Origin of the sequence: Nonomuraea sp. NPDC000554 (assembly GCF_040300065.1) — a bacterium.
Classification (GTDB): domain Bacteria; phylum Actinomycetota; class Actinomycetes; order Streptosporangiales; family Streptosporangiaceae; genus Nonomuraea.
Genome location: NZ_JBEPDC010000030.1, coordinates 17,332 through 33,757 on the forward strand (window position 1 = coordinate 17,332; position 16,426 = coordinate 33,757).

At 70.5% G+C, this 16,426-nt stretch carries 13 protein-coding genes; 9 read left to right on the forward strand and 4 right to left on the reverse strand.

Annotated elements, in window-relative coordinates:
- Positions 1 to 6: 6 nt before the first annotated feature.
- On the forward strand, positions 7 to 2,217 hold the full coding sequence (locus tag ABT294_RS40275) for a heavy metal translocating P-type ATPase (RefSeq protein WP_350811714.1): 2,211 nt from the start codon (positions 7 to 9) through the stop codon (positions 2,215 to 2,217).
- A 61-nt stretch (positions 2,218 to 2,278) separates the two neighbouring features.
- Here the strand turns inward: ABT294_RS40275 and ABT294_RS40280 are convergent, their stop codons facing one another.
- Entirely contained in the window at positions 2,279 to 2,728 is a 450-nt protein-coding gene (locus ABT294_RS40280) for a carboxymuconolactone decarboxylase family protein (protein ID WP_350811715.1), read from the reverse strand.
- Between the two features lie 68 nt (positions 2,729 to 2,796).
- Here ABT294_RS40280 and pdxR point away from each other — a divergent pair, with 68 nt between their 5' ends.
- Positions 2,797 to 4,230 carry a MocR-like pyridoxine biosynthesis transcription factor PdxR gene (gene pdxR, locus ABT294_RS40285; protein ID WP_350811716.1) on the forward strand — a complete coding sequence of 478 codons (1,434 nt, stop codon included), beginning with the start codon at positions 2,797 to 2,799 and terminating at the stop codon, positions 4,228 to 4,230.
- Here the strand turns inward: pdxR and ABT294_RS40290 are convergent.
- Positions 4,186 to 4,734: a universal stress protein gene (locus ABT294_RS40290; protein ID WP_350811717.1), complete on the reverse strand. Its 549-nt coding sequence runs from the start codon at positions 4,732 to 4,734 to the stop codon at positions 4,186 to 4,188. The two genes, pdxR and ABT294_RS40290, sit on opposite strands and share 45 nt — an antisense overlap.
- A gap of 148 nt (positions 4,735 to 4,882) precedes the next feature.
- On the opposite strand from ABT294_RS40290, the gene ABT294_RS40295 reads away from it, so the two are divergent.
- From ABT294_RS40295 to ABT294_RS40305, 3 genes are all read left to right on the forward strand, one after another.
- Complete coding sequence (locus ABT294_RS40295; protein ID WP_350811718.1) at positions 4,883 to 5,956, forward strand: hypothetical protein; 1,074 nt, start codon at positions 4,883 to 4,885, stop codon at positions 5,954 to 5,956.
- Positions 5,932 to 6,162: a response regulator transcription factor gene (locus ABT294_RS40300; RefSeq protein ID WP_350811719.1), complete on the forward strand. Its 231-nt coding sequence runs from the start codon at positions 5,932 to 5,934 to the stop codon at positions 6,160 to 6,162. The genes ABT294_RS40295 and ABT294_RS40300 overlap by 25 nt, the downstream gene beginning before the upstream one ends.
- A gap of 94 nt (positions 6,163 to 6,256) precedes the next feature.
- Positions 6,257 to 7,498 carry a serine hydrolase domain-containing protein gene (locus tag ABT294_RS40305; protein WP_350811720.1) on the forward strand — a complete coding sequence of 414 codons (1,242 nt, stop codon included), beginning with the start codon at positions 6,257 to 6,259 and terminating at the stop codon, positions 7,496 to 7,498.
- Here ABT294_RS40305 and ABT294_RS40310 read toward each other — a convergent pair.
- On the reverse strand, positions 7,495 to 8,214 hold the full coding sequence (locus ABT294_RS40310; RefSeq protein WP_350811721.1) for a hypothetical protein: 720 nt from the start codon (positions 8,212 to 8,214) through the stop codon (positions 7,495 to 7,497). The two genes, ABT294_RS40305 and ABT294_RS40310, sit on opposite strands and share 4 nt — an antisense overlap.
- A 132-nt stretch (positions 8,215 to 8,346) precedes the next feature.
- On the opposite strand from ABT294_RS40310, the gene ABT294_RS40315 reads away from it, so the two are divergent.
- Positions 8,347 to 10,260, forward strand: coding sequence for an MFS transporter (locus ABT294_RS40315; RefSeq protein ID WP_350811722.1), 1,914 nt, complete (start codon positions 8,347 to 8,349; stop codon positions 10,258 to 10,260).
- 284 nt (positions 10,261 to 10,544) lie between these two features.
- Here the strand turns inward: ABT294_RS40315 and ABT294_RS40320 are convergent, their stop codons facing one another.
- Complete coding sequence (locus ABT294_RS40320; RefSeq protein WP_350811723.1) at positions 10,545 to 11,948, reverse strand: hypothetical protein; 1,404 nt, start codon at positions 11,946 to 11,948, stop codon at positions 10,545 to 10,547.
- Between the two features lie 195 nt (positions 11,949 to 12,143).
- Between ABT294_RS40320 and ABT294_RS40325 the strand changes: the two genes are divergently transcribed.
- From ABT294_RS40325 to ABT294_RS40335, 3 genes are all read left to right on the forward strand, one after another.
- Positions 12,144 to 12,812: a TetR/AcrR family transcriptional regulator gene (locus tag ABT294_RS40325; RefSeq protein ID WP_350811724.1), complete on the forward strand. Its 669-nt coding sequence runs from the start codon at positions 12,144 to 12,146 to the stop codon at positions 12,810 to 12,812.
- A gap of 367 nt (positions 12,813 to 13,179) precedes the next feature.
- On the forward strand, positions 13,180 to 14,136 hold the full coding sequence (locus tag ABT294_RS40330; protein ID WP_350811725.1) for a hypothetical protein: 957 nt from the start codon (positions 13,180 to 13,182) through the stop codon (positions 14,134 to 14,136).
- Between the two features lie 136 nt (positions 14,137 to 14,272).
- Positions 14,273 to 16,423 (forward strand): transglycosylase domain-containing protein, encoded by a 2,151-nt coding sequence (locus tag ABT294_RS40335; RefSeq protein ID WP_350811726.1) that lies wholly within the window; start codon positions 14,273 to 14,275, stop codon positions 16,421 to 16,423.
- Positions 16,424 to 16,426 lie beyond the last annotated feature (3 nt).

A 16,426-nucleotide genomic window follows, 5' to 3' on the forward strand; every position in this document is an offset into this window, starting at 1 on the left:
GAGGTGATGTCTTCGCTCACTGACGACAAAGCTGTCGAACTCTCGATCGGTGGCATGACGTGCGCGTCCTGCGCCAACCGGATCGAGCGCAAACTGAACAAGCTCGAGGGCGTGACCGCGACGGTCAACTACGCGACGGAGAAGGCGAAGGTCACCTTTCCCGACGGCCTCGACCCTCAGGAGCTGATCGCCACGGTCGAGTCGGCCGGCTACACGGCCGCGCTGCCGAAGCCGCCCGAGGCTCGGGACGAGCAGGCCGCGGAGCCCGACGACGAGCTGCGCCCGCTCCGCCAGCGGTTGGTGACCTCTGTCGCGTTGAGCGTCCCGGTGGTGGCGATGGCGATGGTCCCCGCGTTGCAGTTCACGAACTGGCAGTGGCTGTCGCTGACGCTGGCCGCGCCGGTGGTGTTCTACGCGGGGTGGCCCTTCCACAAGGCGGCTTGGACGAACCTGCGGCACGGCGCGGCCACCATGGACACACTGATCTCGATCGGCACGCTGGCCGCGTTCCTCTGGTCGGTGTGGGCGCTGTTCTTCGGGTCGGCGGGCACGCCGGGCATGACGCACCCGTTCGAGTTCACGATCGAGCGGACCGACGGCTCGGGCAACATCTACCTGGAGACCGCGGCGGCCGTCACGGCGTTCATCCTGGCGGGGCGCTACTTCGAATCGCGCTCGAAGCGCCGGGCGGGCGCGGCCCTGCGGGCGCTGCTGGAGCTGGGCGCGAAGGACGTGGAGCTGGTCGACGGCCGGCGCGTCCCCGCCGACCAGCTCTCGGTGGGCGACAGGTTCGTCGTCCGGCCCGGCGAGAAGATCGCCACGGACGGCGTGATCGAGGAGGGTACCTCGGCGGTCGACGCCTCGATGCTGACGGGTGAGTCCGTGCCGGTGGAGGTGGCTCCCGGCGACCAGGTCACGGGCGCCACGGTGAACGCGGGCGGCAGGCTGATCGTCAGGGCCACCAGGGTCGGCGCCGACACGCAGCTGTCCCAGATGGCCAAGCTGGTGGAGGAGGCGCAGACCGGCAAGGCGGCCGTACAGCGGCTGGCCGACAGGATCTCGGGGGTGTTCGTCCCGATCGTGATCGCGCTGGCGCTCGGCACGCTGGGCTTCTGGCTCGGGACGGGAACCGGCACGGGGGCCGCGTTCACGGCGGCCGTGGCGGTGCTGATCATCGCCTGCCCGTGCGCGCTCGGCCTGGCCACGCCCACGGCGCTGCTGGTCGGCACCGGGCGGGGAGCCCAGCTCGGCATCCTGATCAAGGGTCCTGAGGTGCTGGAGTCGACGCGCAGGATCGACACGATCGTCCTGGACAAGACCGGCACGGTCACCGAGGGGCGGATGACGCTCACCGGCGTCCACCTGGCTGAGGGGGAGGATCGCGAGGAGGTGCTGCGGCTCGCGGGCGCGCTGGAGCACGCCTCCGAGCACCCGATCGCCCAGGCCGTCGCCAAGGCGGCCCGGTCCAGCGCCACCGTCGAGGACTTCGCCAACGTCGAGGGCCTCGGGGTCCAGGGCATCGTCGACGGGCACGCGGTGCTGGTCGGCCGTCCGAGGCTGCTGGAGGAGTGGTCGCAGCACCTGCCGGTGGAGCTGGCGCGCAAGCTGGCCGAGGAGCAGGCCGCCGGTCGCACGGCGGTGGCGGTCGGCTGGGACGGCAGGGCCCGCGCGGTGCTCGTGGTCGCCGACGTGGTCAAGCCCACCAGCCGGGAGGCCATCGAGCAGCTGCGCGCGCTCGGCCTCACCCCGGTGCTGCTGACCGGCGACAACGAGGCGGTCGCGCGGACGGTCGCCAAGGAGGTCGGCATCGACGAGGTGATCGCCGAGGTGCTGCCCGCCGACAAGGTCGACGCGGTCAAGGAACTGCAGGCCAAGGGCAGGGTCGTGGCCATGGTGGGTGACGGTGTCAACGACGCCGCCGCGCTCGCCCAGGCCGACCTGGGGCTGGCCATGGGCACCGGCACCGACGCGGCGATCGAGGCGGCCGACCTCACGCTGGTGCGGGGCGACCTGCGGGTGACGGCCGACGCCCTGCGCCTGTCACGCAGGACGCTCGGCACGATCAAGGGCAACCTGTTCTGGGCGTTCGCCTACAACGTGGCCGCCCTGCCGCTGGCCGCGCTCGGCCTGCTCAACCCGATGATCGCCGGTGCGGCGATGGCGTTCTCCAGCGTCTTCGTGGTGAGCAACAGCCTGCGGCTGCGCAGGTTCACATAGCCGGGGCCGATCCGACGGCCGGTGCCTTCGCGGCACCGGCCGTCCTGGCGTGCGGGGCATGTCAGGACTTGTACGACTCGGGCGTCATGCGGGTGGGCACGGCGATCCGGTTCCAGGCGTTGATCGTGGCGACGGCCACGATGAGCGCGGCCAGCTCCTCCTCGGTGAAGTGGCGGGACGCCTGCTCCCAGATCTCGTCCGTGACGTCGTCGGTGGAGAGCCTGGTCGCGGCCTCGGTGAAGGCCAGGGCGGCGCGTTCCTGGTCGGTGAAGAAGGGCGCCTCCTGCCAGACGGCGACCGCGTGCAGCCTGGTGTCGCTCTCGCCCGCCTGCTTGGCGTCGGAGCTGTGCATGTCCACGCAGTAGACGCAGCCGTTGATCTGGCTGGCGCGCAGCCGGACGAGTTCGAGGAGCGGCTTGGGGAGGGTGCTGCCCGACACGAAGGCGTCCAGGCCGGCCATGGCCTTGTAGGCGGGACCTGCGAGCTTCCCGACGTTCATTCTCTGGGTCATGGGGGCCAATCTAGGAGGGTCTTGTCCCAGGGATAAGCTCCAATTTCCGGCTAAACGATTGGGCCAAGATGGACGTCCACATAACCCTGCGGGGGCAGGGTGACCTGGCCGCTCAGGTGTACCGGCAGTTGCTGGACGCCGTCCTCGACGGGCGGCTCAGGTCGGGCGAGCGGCTGCCGCCGACGCGGGAGCTGGCGCGGCGGCTGGAGATCTCCAGGAACACGGTCGCCGTGGCCTACGACCGGCTGGTGGCCGACGGCTTCCTCGTCGGACGCGCAGGGGCGGGGACGTTCGTGGCCGCCCAGCCGGTGCGCGGGCGGGCCGCGCCGAAGGGCGTGGTGCAGCCGAGGGCGGTGTGGCGGTCGATCCCGGCGCCGTCGTGGACGGGGCCCGCGGGGTTCAGGTCGACCACCGGTCCCGCCGCGTACGACTTCCGCGTGGGGGTGCCGGATCCGCGGCTCTTTCCGATCGAGGCCTGGCGCAGGCTGGTGGCCCGCGAGCTGCGGGTCGGCTCGGCCGGATACGGCGACCCGTCCGGGCATTCCGGGCTCAGGGAGGCCATCTCCCGGCACATCGGCATCAGCCGCTCGGTGCGCGCGGGCGCCGACGACGTCCTGATCACCCACGGAGCCCAGCAGGCGCTGGACCTCATCGGCCGCGTGCTGATCGAGCCGGGGACGTGCGTGGCGGTCGAGGAGCCCGGCTACCCGCCCGCCCGGCTGCTGTTCCGCTCGCTGGGCGCGCGCGTCGTCGGGGTCCCCGTGGACGAGGAGGGCCTCGACGTGTCGGCCATCCCCGACTCGGCCCGGCTGGTGTACGTCACCCCCTCGCACCAGTTCCCGCTGGGCACGCCGATGTCACCGGCCCGCAGGAACGCCCTGCTCTGGTGGGCGGAGCGCCGCCACGCGGTCGTCATCGAGGACGACTACGACAGCGAGTTCCGCTTCGGCGACCGGCCGCTGGAGCCGCTGCAGAGCCTCGACCGCGCGGGCCGGGTCGTCTACGTCGGCTCGTTCTCCAAGACGCTGCTGCCGATGCTCCGCCTCGGCTTCCTGGTGGCCCCGGCCTCGCTCGGCCCGGCGCTGCGCACCGCCAAGCAGCTCACCGACTGGCACGGCGAACTTCCCACTCAGGCCGCGCTGGCCCGCTTCATCGACGAGGGCCTGCTGTCGAGGCACATCAGGAAGGCGACCCGCGAGTACGCCGCCAGGCACGCGATGATCGCCGAGGCGCTGGCAGGCGACGACCGCCTGGAGCCCGTCCCGTCGGCGGCGGGACTGCACCTGTGCGCCCGGCTCGCGCCGGGCGTGACGCTGCGGCCCGTGCCGGGCCTGGCGCTGGAGAGCCTGGAGCAGTACTTCGGCAGCGCGCCCGCGCAGCCCGGCCTGGTGCTCGGCTACGGCGCGATCACCCGCGACGCCATCCCCGAGGGCCTGCGCCTGCTCGACACCGCGCTGTCAGGGGTGCCTGCGGGACCAGAACCGGCGGGCCCGCACGCCTGACAGCTCCGGCTCGTCGGGCGGCGACGGCTGCTGCACGATGACGACCGTCGCCCTCGCGTGCCGCGCGCAGTACATGCTGGTGGACGGCAGCAGGAACCGGCTGATCATGCCCCTCCTGCTCCGGCCGAGCACGAGCAGGTCGCCCTCCCTGGCCAGGTCCACCAGGTGGTAGCCGGGGTCGCCGACCTTGCCGACCACGGCCATGGTCAGGTCTTCGGGGACGCCTCCCGCGACGTCCTCGAACACGCCCGCCACCACCTCGGCGCAGCGTGCCTCCTCCCCCGCCCTGACCGTGTGCTGCACGGGCAGCGCCTCGGGGAAGGGATGGACAGGCGCCCGGCTCACGTGCACCGCGAGCAGCGCCATGCGATGCAGCCTGGCCGCACCGATGGCCCAGGCGAGTGCCCACCGTGAGGCGGGAGATTCATCCAGCCCCACGATCAGTCTCGCTCCGACGGGCAGTTCATGGTCCACGGCGCCCTCCTCGACGAGGTACTCGACCATAGTGCTCCACTCGCCCGGTTACCGGGAGGTGGCACTTTCCGAACTATGGAGTCATCCGTGAACCCGGGGAGTGGAACGCGGGTGGGTGCAGCCACGTCCCGCTCTCGACCGGCGGCTCGACGGTGCTCTTACACACAGGCTCACTACTTTGGTGGCCGCCACGGGGTACGGCAAGTCCATCGCGCTCGCGGGCTGGTGCGAGGCCGTCGGCGGCGTGCTCCACCGGCTCGGTCCCGCCGACCGCGACCTGCCGACGCTCGCCGGGGCGCTGGTCGGCGCGCTCTCCGCTGCCGTCCCCGGCCTGCGACTGGGCCTGGCACCGGCTCGGGGAGGCGGGGACGTCGGTGGCGGCCGGGCCGACCCGGCCTGGCGGCAGGAGGTGCACGTCTACCGGGGCGTGGCCGACTTCTTCGCGGGACGGCTGACGGACGCGTCCGGGTCGCTGGCGCGAGCGCTGTGGTGCGGGCCGATGACGGTCAGGGCCGCGGCGCACGCGCTGCCCACGCTCCTGGACGCCCGGTGCGCCGCCCATGCCTTCGCCGGCGAGCTGAACGCGGCCGAACGTACCGCAGCGGAGGGCATGGCGTTGCCCGCGGCCGAGCTGTCGGTGTCGGGTTTCGCTGCCCACCGCGCGCTGGCGAGCAGGTTACGGGGCGACGCGGTGGCCGCGACGCGCTGGTGCGAGGAGGACGCGTCCCGGCTGCCCGCACGCTCGCCGTACCAGGGCCGCTGCCTGGCGGAGCTGGCACACGCGTCGGCGCTGCTCGGCAGGACGGCCCAGGCCCGCGCGGCGCTCGCCGAGGCCGAGGCCGCCGCCTCCAGGTGGGCGTTCACCCGGCAGCACGTCCTCCAGGCGGCGGTCTGGGTGGCGGCGGCGAGCGGCGACCTGGACGAGGCGGTGCGGGCCTGCCTGACGGCGGCGGAGCTGGCGGAGAGACAGGAGCACCTGGGGTTCCTCATGTTCGCGCTGCACGACCTGGTGCGGCTCGGCGTGCCCGCGCGGGCCGCGACCCGGCCGAGCTGCGGGCCGTCGCGGGCGGGTTCGAGCAGCTCGGCCTGGTGCTGTACGCCGCCGAGGCGAGCGCCCAGGACTCGGCCGCGTACCGGTCGGCGGGCAGGGGGAGCCTCGCCAGGGGCGCGCAGACCAGGGCGTGGGCGCTGGCCGGCCGCTGCCCGGGGGTGTCCACGCCCGCCCTGGTGGAGCTGGCGACGCCGGAGCTGACGCCGCGCCAGCGGGAGATCGTCCAGCTCGCGGCGGCCGGGCTGACCAACCGGCAGATCGCCGCCCGGCTCACCGTCTCCACCCGCACGGCCGCCAACCATCTGCAGGCGGTCTACGACAAGCTCGGCGTCAACGACCACGTGGAGGTGGGGCGGCTGCTCAGGTCGCTCCCGTCCGCCGAGCCGCTGACACGGGCGCGCGGCTAGCCAGAAACAGCCCCAAGCGAGTGTGTTGCGCCAAATGTCCGTAAGATACGGCCCCAGCTTTGCTACGGACGTTATCTGGGAGTCAGAAGTGACGATGGTTAGTCGTAGGAGCCTGCTCAAGGCGGGTGCCGTGGCGGTGCCCGCCGCAACCTTGACCGCGCGGCCCGCGCTGGCCGCGCCCGTCCCTGTGGTGCAGACGTCCGGCGTCGCCCCGGCGTCGCTGGCCGGGTTCGACAACGTCATCAAGACGTACGTCAAGGAGCGGAAGATCTCCTGCGCCCAGCTCGCCGTCATGAAGAGCGGCAAGATCGTGCTCGCCCGCGGCTACCGCTACTCCGACGGCTCGCACGCCGTGCCCACGGTCAGCCCGACGTCGCTGTTCCGCATCGCCAGCCTGAGCAAGAACATCACCTCGGCGGCGATCATGCGCCTGGTGCAGGACGGCAAGCTGAGCCTGTCGGCCAAGGTCACCACGTTGCTCGGCCTCAACCCGGCCGACGCCCGGATGAACCAGGTGACCGTGCTCCGGCTGATGCAGCACCTCGGCGGCTGGGACAGGGACGCCAGCAAGCAGGACCAGCTCTGGCTGGACCACACGATCTCCGCCGCGCTCGACGTGCCGCTCCCGATCGGGCACGCCGAGATCATCAAGTACGCGACGGGCAGGCAGCTCGACTTCGCGCCCGGCTCGAAGATGGCCTACAGCAACTACGGCTACATGCTGCTCGGCCGGATCATCGCGAAGGTGTCGGGCATGCCGTACGAGACGTACGTGCAGACCAAGCTGCTCAGGCCGCTCGGCATCACCCGGATGCGGCTCGGCAGGAGCCTGCGGACCGAGGCCTTCCCCGGCGAGGTCGTCTACGAGTCGCAGTACACCAACAAGAGCGTCGTCGACGACTCGGGCACCACCGTGCCCTACCCGTACGGCGGGTTCAACATGCCCAACCAGGACGCCAACGGCGGCTGGCTGGCCTCGGCCGTGGACCTGGTGCGCTGGACGCTCGCCTTCGACAAGCCCGGCCTCGTGCTCAGCTCATCGTCGATCGCGAAGCTGTTCGCCAAGCCGGAGATCGGGGTCAACTCGTCCGGCGCGTGGTACGGCGGCGGCTGGTGGGTCCGGCAGGTGCCCGGGCACCTCAACACCTGGCACAACGGCTCGATGCCCGGCACGTTCACCTACCTCGCCCGGCTGCAGAACGGCTGGAGCTACGCGGCGACGTTCAACCACCGCGAGGAGGCCGGGACCCCCGACTACGACGTGATCGACGGCCAGATGAACAACACGCGCGTGACGTCCTGGCCGACGACCGACCTCACCTCGAAGTACTTCTAGACCAGCGCGAGCAGGCCGTCGTGCAGCGCCTCCCTGTCGTCCGCTGAGAGGGCCAGGTACGGCCGGGAGGCGCGGCGGTTGGTGTCCGCCTCGACGGCCTCGCGCAGGAGACCGTCCCTCAGCGCGACGATCTCCCGGCTCGACAGGCCCGCGGCCCGCCAGGCGGCGGCGTGGGCGTCGGCCCGGTGGTAGCGGAGCGCGGCGAGGCGGTTGAACAGCAGGAGCCCCGCCGGGGAGCCGTCGGGCTCGTACGGCGGGGCCATCACCTCCAGCGCGCCGCCCGGCTCGCGTGCGGCCTGGTCCAGGACCCTTCCCACCAGGTCCGCCAGGGTGGTGAGATCGCGGCCGTTCCAGATGCGGCCGATGGCCTCGGCGTGCAGGGCGTAGAGGGCGTCGAGGAACGCCAGCGTACGGGGGGTCGCGCGGAGCACGCCGTCCGCGTCCTCCTCCAGGGTGCCCTGCGCCAGGTGGGCCTGGATCTCCGGCTCCAGGCCGGACGGGTCGGCGTAGCGGTAGAGCGTGGCCAGGCCGTGGCGGGTGATCGGGCGCAGCGGGAGCGTGAAGCGCAGGTCGATCAGGACTCCTGGCTCCAGGCCGGAGGCCGTGGCGAGGTCGGCGCCCGCCCGGCGGGCCGAGGCGTGCACGTTGACGTGTACCGCGTCGATGACCGGGGCGATCGAGGCCGCAAATAGCGACGCGTCCTGAAATTTCGGCATTGCGGGGCATTATGCCCGCGTCCGTAGGCGATCCGCAGCGAATCGTAAGCGTCCGGTTTCAGGGTGGGCTCAACCGTTTCCTCCCCTCCGGTGTTCTCTCACCGAACCACCCCCTCGCCCAGGAGCCCTCTCATGCCCGTCACTGCCTCGCACCGCTGGTGGGCGCTGCCTGTGGTGCTGGTCGCGGTCTTCATGACCACCCTCGACTTCTTCATCGTGCACGTGGCCGTCCCGTCGATCCGCGCCGACCTGCGCGCCGGGGGCGCGGCCGTCCAGCTCACGATCGCCGGGTACGGGCTCGCCTACGCCGCCGGGCTGATCGTCTCGGGCAGGCTCGGCGACCTGTACGGGCCGCGCCGCGTCTTCGCGTCCGGGCTGGCGCTGTTCACCGTGGCGTCCGCCGCCTGCGGCGTGGCCCCGTCCGTCGAGGCGCTGGTGCCCGCCAGGGTGGCGCAGGGGGTCGCGGCGGCGCTGCTCGCGCCGCAGGTCCTCACCCTGCTCGGCGTCCTCTACCAGGGCGAGGACCGCGCCCGGGCGTTCCGCTGGTACGGCACCGCGGTCGGCCTGGCGGGGACGAGCGGCCAGGTGCTCGGCGGCCTGCTCGTCAGCGCGGCCCCGGTGGAGCTGGGCTGGCGGGCCTGCTTCCTGATCAACGTCCCCATCGGCGCGGTGGCGCTCTGCCTGACCACCCGCCTCCTCCCCGCACCAGGCGGCGACACGACCCATCCGACGTACGGCCGGGACAGGGGGCGCCCCAGCCCGTCAACACACGGCCGGAACGCGGGACGCCTCGACCCTGCGGCGCGCGGTCGGGGGGTGGGGCGCTTCGGCTGGGCCGAGCGTGGGCGGGGGTTGGATGTGGTGGGAGCGGTGCTGGTGGCTGCCGGGCTGGTGGCTGTGGTGCTGCCCCTGGCGCAGGGGCGCGAGGCGGGGTGGCCCTGGTGGGCGTGGGCATCTCTGGCGGCGTCCACGCCGATCCTGGCAGGGTTCGCGCGACGCCAGCGGCGCCTCGCCGCCAGCGGGCGGGAGCCGCTGCTCGACCTGCGGCTGTTGCGGGAGCCGCGGTTCGCGGCGGGGCTGGTGGCGGTGGCGTTGCTGTTCGGCTGCTCGGCGGGGCTGTCGTTCGTGCTCGCGCTCTACCTGCAGGACGGGCTGGGGCTGGCGCCGCTCGCCGCCGGAAGCCTGTGCACGGCGCTGAACGCGGGGTTCTTCGTGGCCTCCCTGCGTGCGGGGAGGCGGCCGCCGGTGGTGGGCGCGGTGACGCTGGTGATCGGGCTCGCGCTGCTCTACCTCGCCTTCACCGCGTCGCCGTACTGGCTGGTCGTGGGATTGCTGGTGGCCGGGGCGGGGATGGGGCTGGTCATGTCGCCGCTGGTGTCGGGCGCGCTGGCCGGGGTGCGTCCCGAGCTGGCCGGGGCGGCGGCGGGCGTGCTGGGCACGGTGCAGGAGGCCGGCGGGGTGCTCGGCGCGACCGTGACCGGGGCGGTCTTCTTCGCGGCGCTCGACGGCGGCTGGCAGACGGCGGCGCAGGCCGGGACGGCGGTGACGCTCGCATGCGCCCTGGGCGTGGCCGCGCTGACCCGCGCCGGCTCGCCCAGGCGAGCACTGAACAGGACAGCGACCACCCGCGCCCACAGGCAGACACCGAACGGAACCGCGACCACCCGCGCCCGTAGGCAAACACCGAACGGGACCGCTATGGCCCGCGTCGGCTCGCTCGGTCGCGGCCTGGGCGTGAGCGCGACGGCCCGCGCCCGCAGGCTGGCGCTGGACGTGGCCGCGACGACGCGCTTCGGCCTCTGGTGGGTGCTGGGAGTGGTCGGGATGATCCGTGGCGGTTCGCCAGGACGCGCCCGATCCTTGGGGGATGGACCTGTCCGAGCATCTTCGCCACGACGGCGTCGGGCTGCGCGCACTGATCGGCTCGGGGGAGGTCTCCGCCTCGGAGGTCGAGAGTGTGGCCAGGCGGGCGCTCGCAGCGGCCGACGAGAAGGTCAATGGGCTGACGCTGCCGTTGTTCACCCCCGCGTTGGCACATGCCGATGACGGGCCGCTCGCCGGGGTGCCGTTCCTGATCAAGGACCTCGGGCCGGTGGCCGAGTGGGCGGTGATCGAGTGCCTGCTGACCGAGGCGGTCGCGGTGGCGTCGACCTTGCTGCTGGCGCCGCGCCAGCCGGCCCCGGACGCGCTGGAAGCCGTCAGCAGGCAGGCCCTGAACGCGGCGCGGCAGGCCACCGCCCTCGACCTGATCACCGGCTGCCGGCTGGTGGCAGCTCTTCGGGCTGCCCACCTCCGTGGTCACTCGTCGATACTCGGGGCGAACAACCGCTTCATCGGCGGACAGTCGCCTGCTCGTCGAGTAGCAGTTGTTCAAGGCGCACGTTCTCGATGTGGAGCGCGTCCAGCATCTGGCGGTCAAAGTCGGCACGCGCGTCTGGGTCGGACGGTGGCAGGCCGATCTTGGCGTTCAACCGTGCTTTCGACAGCCATTCCAGCAGGCCGGGTTCCGTGGCCCAGCGCGCTAGCTGGGCGTTGGTCTCCAACAGCGAGCGCAGCAGATCGCGATCCGTGTTGGGATGGGTAACGGCGTGGCACAGACCGTTCTTGACCGTGTCGTCGGCGTATGTCGCCTCGACGTGCGCGATGAGGGCCGCGCTGAACACCTGCTGACACACGCGTACCGACTGCAGCGTGATCAGCGAGCCGTCGAAGACCGGGATGGCCGGGCGTTGTTCCAGGCCGTCGGCCGTACAGTCGATGTGCAGGGTCTCGGTATTGGTGGGGATGGTCCCGTGGTCGAGTTCGATGGTGTCGGCACCGATTCGCTGGACTCGCCCCAAACGTATGATGTTGTCGATCCGGCGTAGTTGGGCGAGTTCGGTTCTCGTCACCGTCGCACACCGATACATGGTCGGGCGCACGCTGTCCGATATCCGCAGCAGGGCGCCGCAGGTCTCCAGTCGGTCGAACAGGTCGTCAACAGATTCCGCCGTGTTGATCGCCTCGTGCCGGGCGGCGTGGTTCGCGATGACGGCGTTGGCGAACAGCGGGCCCGGTTGCACATTCTGCCTGTCAAGCAACCAGGAGTCGCGCGGCATGATCCAGGTGAGCTGCCTCGGGTCGACTCCCTGACGGAGCAGCCACAAGCAGGCGTCGATGCCGGTCTTGCCTGCACCGACCACCGTATAGTGGCCGGCCCGGTCTCGCACAGCCGGCAGTTCGTTCGGTGTGACGCAGCGTACGCCTGCCTCGACCGCATACTTCGGCGGCCGCATGGATGGCACGGTGACACGCATGTAGGTCGAGTCGACGACACGTCGGCGGATCTTCACCTCGAACTCGTCACCGGAGACGGTCGAGTGAAAACGTCCGTCACCGTCGTACTCCGACATGGGGAAATACTCAACCCGCCCGGACGGCAACAACTGCTGCCGCATCACCTGGTCGAAGTAGGCGCAGACTTCGGCGGCCGAGGCCAGTTCGTGCAAACCTTCATTCCAGCCGCCGCGGTCGATCGAGTCACCGCCGAGCGGTCGTGAGTTCACTCCGTAGTACGCCGATGGCTGGTGCAGCCGGACATAGGGATAGGCGACGGTCCAGTGGCCGCCCGGCTGATGGTATCTGTCGACGACGACCACGGTCGCGTCGGTTTCTGTGACCAAGGTGTCGACGAAGGCCATTCCCATGGCTCCTGCACCGACGACCAGGTAGTCGGCTTCGATTGCGGTTGTCACCGTGTGACACGCATTCCCTTCTTGGACGGTGGCGATGTCGGTACACACTGCTTCTGGCGCGATCCGGCTCCTCGCGATGCCGTCGCGTGGATCGAACCGGAGGACGTAACCGAAGGGTTTTCCTCCAGTTAGTGCTTGAGGGTAAGCTAACACAACTGGAGGTTGATCCTCCAGATGATTGGAGGAAGTGAGCACGTGGCCACCAACTCACGGCCGTTGCGGGCAGACGCTCACCGCAACCGTGAGCAGATCATCGCCGCAGCCCGGCAGGTCTTCACCGAGCAGGGAGCCGAGGCGCCGCTGGAGGTGATCGCGCGACGTGCCGGTGTCGGCATCGCCACCCTCTACCGGCGATTCCCCGACCGGGGCGCACTGGCTCGGGCGGTTGCCCAGGACAACATGGCGGTGATCATTCAAGAGCTCGACAGCGCCGAGGCCGCCGAGCCCGACGCTTGGAGCGTGCTCGTACGCCTCCTGCGCGCCCTCGTACGGCGGCGCATCGGTGCCCTGGTACCGCTTCTGGGCCCGCTCGTGCTGCCGGACCTACGCCAGGACCCGCGCAGCCTCCAGGAGATTCGCTCGACACGGGAGCAGATCGTCAACCGGCTGCAGCCATTGATATGGGCCGCACAGCGGGAGGGGAGGTTGCGCGGCGACATCGAAATCACCGACTTGACGCTCGGACTGATCAGGCTGTCCCGTCCGATTCCCCTGATCGACGCCGAAGTGAACGACGCGGCGACCGAGCGCCAGCTCGAACTGTTCATCGACGGGTTGAAGGCTGTCGCGGCCGAAGACACCGGATTGCGCAGAGAAGCGGTGACGGCAGCCGAGCTCGACCGCTGCCTCGGGCTGCCGCCGTGATATCAGCGCCTTCGGCGGGCGGCGGTGCTCCCACCGCGTCGCAGGACCGGGAGGCGGCCTCTCGTACGGGCCGTTCGGCGCGCTGTTCAACGTCACGGGCGAGCCGGCGGTCAGCCTGCCGCTCGGGCAGAGCGCGGGCGGGCTGCCGATCGGGGTGCAGTTCGTGGCACCCTTCGGGCGCGAGGACGTGCTGTTCAGGGTCGCGCAGGCGCTGGAGGGGGCGCTGCCGTGGCGGGTCGGCGTCCTTCCTCGATATTTAGAGGATTTTTCAACCAAGCATCGGAACCTCGGCCACCGATTACCGTCATTTCCCACCTTTTCCGTTTTTGCCGACGCCGAGTGCGTCCTGCGCATCGAAACATTGGTTATGACTAGTCAACATTTCTCACCAGGTCACCCCTTACCTAACGACTGGGCACCGCAGCCGCAGGCTGCGCATCAGGAGAGTGCTACCCCCGCCGAAGAGGAGGGGGAGAGCAAGAGCGGCGTCCTCGACGTCCTCGAGAAGGTCGGCTCGGTGGTGGTGCCGGCCGGTGTCACCCTCTACGCGCTGCTGTACATGGGTTTCAAGGAGATGTACGGCGTCTTCGGCATCACTCCCGAGCAGGCGGGCATCGACCAGGCCGTGCTGTTCGGACGGCTCCTCGGCACCCTGCTTCCCCTCCTGCTGACCGCCGCGCTGGGCATCGGCCTCCTCGTCGGGCTCGGCTGGCTGGTCAACCTGGTCACCCGCGGCTGGGCCGGCCGGGCCTTCCAGTACCTCAGGGAACGGCCGTGGATCGTCGCGATCGTCGCCGGGGTCTGGGCCGGCCTGTCGTACCTGGGCTTCCTCTATTACCTGTACACCGCGGCGGGCGAGACGGTGGAGGGCGAGGACGTCGTCATCGTGATCCTGCTCGGCATGCTGGCCTACGTGGTGCCCTTCCGGCTGCTGCGCCGCAGGTCGATGGGCCGCGCGGGGATGAAGGTGCTGATCGGCGCGCTCACCGGCGTCGGGCTCGGCTATCTCCTCATCATCCAGATGGTCTACGGCGCGGTGCAGGTGCAGGAGACCGGCCAGGCGAACGTGCTCCTCGGCAGCCTCGGCTTCCAGGACCAGTGGGCCAAGCTCCAGGACAGCAGCGGCAAGCCGCTCTACGGCAGCCGCTGGATGATGCTGCTGGGCGAGTTCGAGGGCGGCTACGCCTTCTACGACTGCGACAAGATGCAGACCTTCCGCAAGTTCTCCGAGAGCACGATCCTGACGGAGATCCAGCTCGACCCCGAGCGGGAAGAGGGGTTCACCTGTGGTGACCTCGCCGAGAAGGAGAAGCAGGGCGGGTAGCCGGCGGCGACATGCCCCCTATCTGCGGCAATATCGGTTTTGATATCAATCATGGCTTCATATTGTCTTGGACATAATTGGGGGGTTGTGGTCTGCTCTCTTCCGTATGTGTGACTGATTCCCGGGGGGGGACACATTGGCGCGGGAACGCGGTATCAGCCCGAATCTGGCACGGCTCGCAGCGGCCGCGGTGGCGGCGGGGGTGCTCGCCGCAGCAGTCGCACTGCCGGCCGTGGGCGGCACGGGGGCCGCGATCGTCTCCGCCACGGAAGTCCTCGACCTCAAACCGGAGGACCTCCCCGAGCCGCCGCTCGCGGCGGAGACCGTCATCCAGGACGCCGACGGTAAGAAGATCGCCCAGTTCTACGAGCAGTACCGCAAGGTCGTCCCGCTCGACAAGGTCGCGCCCGTGATGAAGGACGCGATCATCTCGATCGAGGACGACCGCTTCTACCAGCACGGCGCGATCGACATCGAGGGCACGGCGCGGGCTCTCGTCAAGAACCTGACCTCGGGCGGGGTGGCCCAGGGCGGTTCCAGCATCACCCAGCAGTACGTCAAGCAGGTGCTGTTCAACACGGCCGCGACCGACGCCGACAAGAACAAGGCGCTGGAGGCCAGTTACGCGCGCAAGCTCAAGGAGCTGCGCTACGCGATGGCGGTGGAGGAGAAGTACTCCAAGGACCAGATCCTGGAGAAGTACCTGAACATCGCCTACTTCGGGGCGTCCGCCAACGGCGTCGAGGCGGCGTCCCAGCGGTTCTTCGGCCGGTCGGCCGAGAAGCTCACGCTGTGGCAGGCCGCCACCCTCGCCGCGGCCGTGCAGTCGCCGAACAACACCGACCCGTCGGTGGGGCCGGCGCAGCGCAAGCGGCTCCTGGACCGGCGCAACCTGGTGCTGAAGCGGATGGTCGAGCTGGGCAAGATCACGCCCGCCCAGGCGGCCGAGGCCCAGGCCAAGAAGCTCGGCTACAAGAACACCCCGCTGCCTCCCGGCGGATGCGAAGCCAGCAAATATCCGTACTTCTGCCTGTATGTGCGCTTCGAGATCCTGAACAACCCCGCCTTCGGCAAGAACAGGGCGACCCGCGCCCAACTCCTCAGCCGCGGCGGACTGACCATCAGAACGACGCTCGACCTCGACATGCAGAAGGCCGCGGAGGAGGCGATCAAGAAGCGGGTGTTCGCGTCCGACAACCCGGCGGCGGCGCAGGCGCTGGTCCAGCCCGGCACCGGGATGATCAAGGCGATGGCGGCGAGCCGTACGTACGGCGGCAACGCCAAGAAGAAGCAGATCTCCTACAACCTGGTGGCCGACAGCGCCCACGGCGGCGGCATCGGCTTCCAGGCAGGCTCCACGTTCAAGACCTTCACCCTGCTCACCGCGCTCAAGTCGGGCATGAAGGTCAGCGACGGGCTGACCGTGGGCTCCTCCTACCGCGCCGCCGGCTACGGCTCGTTCAAGGACTGCAAGGGCGGCCGGGTCGGCTCCCCCGAGCACACCGTCACCAACGACGAGGGCGGGGGCGGCTTCAAGTCGCTGCAGACGGGCACCTGGGGCTCGGTCAACACCTTCTTCGTCGCCCTGGAGGAGCGGGTCGGCCTGTGTGAGACCGTGAAGACCGCCAAGTCCCTGGGGATCAAGCGGGGCGACGGCAAGCCGCTACAGGAGGTCGAGACGTTCACGCTCGGGGTCAACGAGATGGACCCCGTCACCGTGGCCAACGCCTACGCGGCGATCGCGGCGCGCGGGAAGTACTGCCGGCCGATGGCCATCACGCAGATCACCGACCCCACCGGCAAGGTGAAGAAGTTCGAGCCCAAGTGCAACCAGGCGCTGGACGCGGAGGTGGCCGACGCCGCGGCGGACGTCCTGTCGGGCGTGTTCACCAAGGGCACCATGAGCGGCGTCGGCGGCATCGGACGGGACGCCGCCGGCAAGACCGGCACGACGGACCAGTACGCCACCGCCTGGTTCGCCGGTTTCACCCCCGACCTGGCCAGCGCCGTCAGCCTCGGCGACCCCCGCGGCTCGGTGAATTACAAGCTCACCAATGTCTCCATCGGCGGCCAGTCCTACGGTCGCGTCCACGGAGCCGACATCTCCGGCCGGATCTGGAAGGACACCATGATCGCGGCGCTGAAGGACGTCCCGCCCACGACCTTCCACCCGATCAACTCCGCCCGCTTCGGCGGCTGCGGCCAGAGCTGCCAGCCCCAGCAGCCGACCCGCGACGAGAACAGGGAGCCGGACGTGCTGTTCGAACTGGATCCGCAGACCCGCTGAGCA

What these genes read in the sequence shown, in the direction of transcription:
- ABT294_RS40280 (WP_350811715.1), bottom strand. Translation starts at nt 2,728, where the DNA reads ATGACCCAGAGAATGAACGTCGGGAAGCTCGCAGGTCCCGCCTACAAG.
- ABT294_RS40290 (WP_350811717.1), bottom strand. Translation starts at nt 4,734, where the DNA reads ATGGTCGAGTACCTCGTCGAGGAGGGCGCCGTGGACCATGAACTGCCC.
- ABT294_RS40275 (WP_350811714.1), top strand. Translation starts at nt 7, where the DNA reads ATGTCTTCGCTCACTGACGACAAAGCTGTCGAACTCTCGATCGGTGGC.
- ABT294_RS40310 (WP_350811721.1), bottom strand. Translation starts at nt 8,214, where the DNA reads ATGCCGAAATTTCAGGACGCGTCGCTATTTGCGGCCTCGATCGCCCCG.
- ABT294_RS40305 (WP_350811720.1), top strand. Translation starts at nt 6,257, where the DNA reads ATGGTTAGTCGTAGGAGCCTGCTCAAGGCGGGTGCCGTGGCGGTGCCC.
- ABT294_RS40315 (WP_350811722.1), top strand. Translation starts at nt 8,347, where the DNA reads ATGCCCGTCACTGCCTCGCACCGCTGGTGGGCGCTGCCTGTGGTGCTG.
- ABT294_RS40330 (WP_350811725.1), top strand. Translation starts at nt 13,180, where the DNA reads ATGACTAGTCAACATTTCTCACCAGGTCACCCCTTACCTAACGACTGG.
- pdxR (WP_350811716.1), top strand. Translation starts at nt 2,797, where the DNA reads ATGGACGTCCACATAACCCTGCGGGGGCAGGGTGACCTGGCCGCTCAG.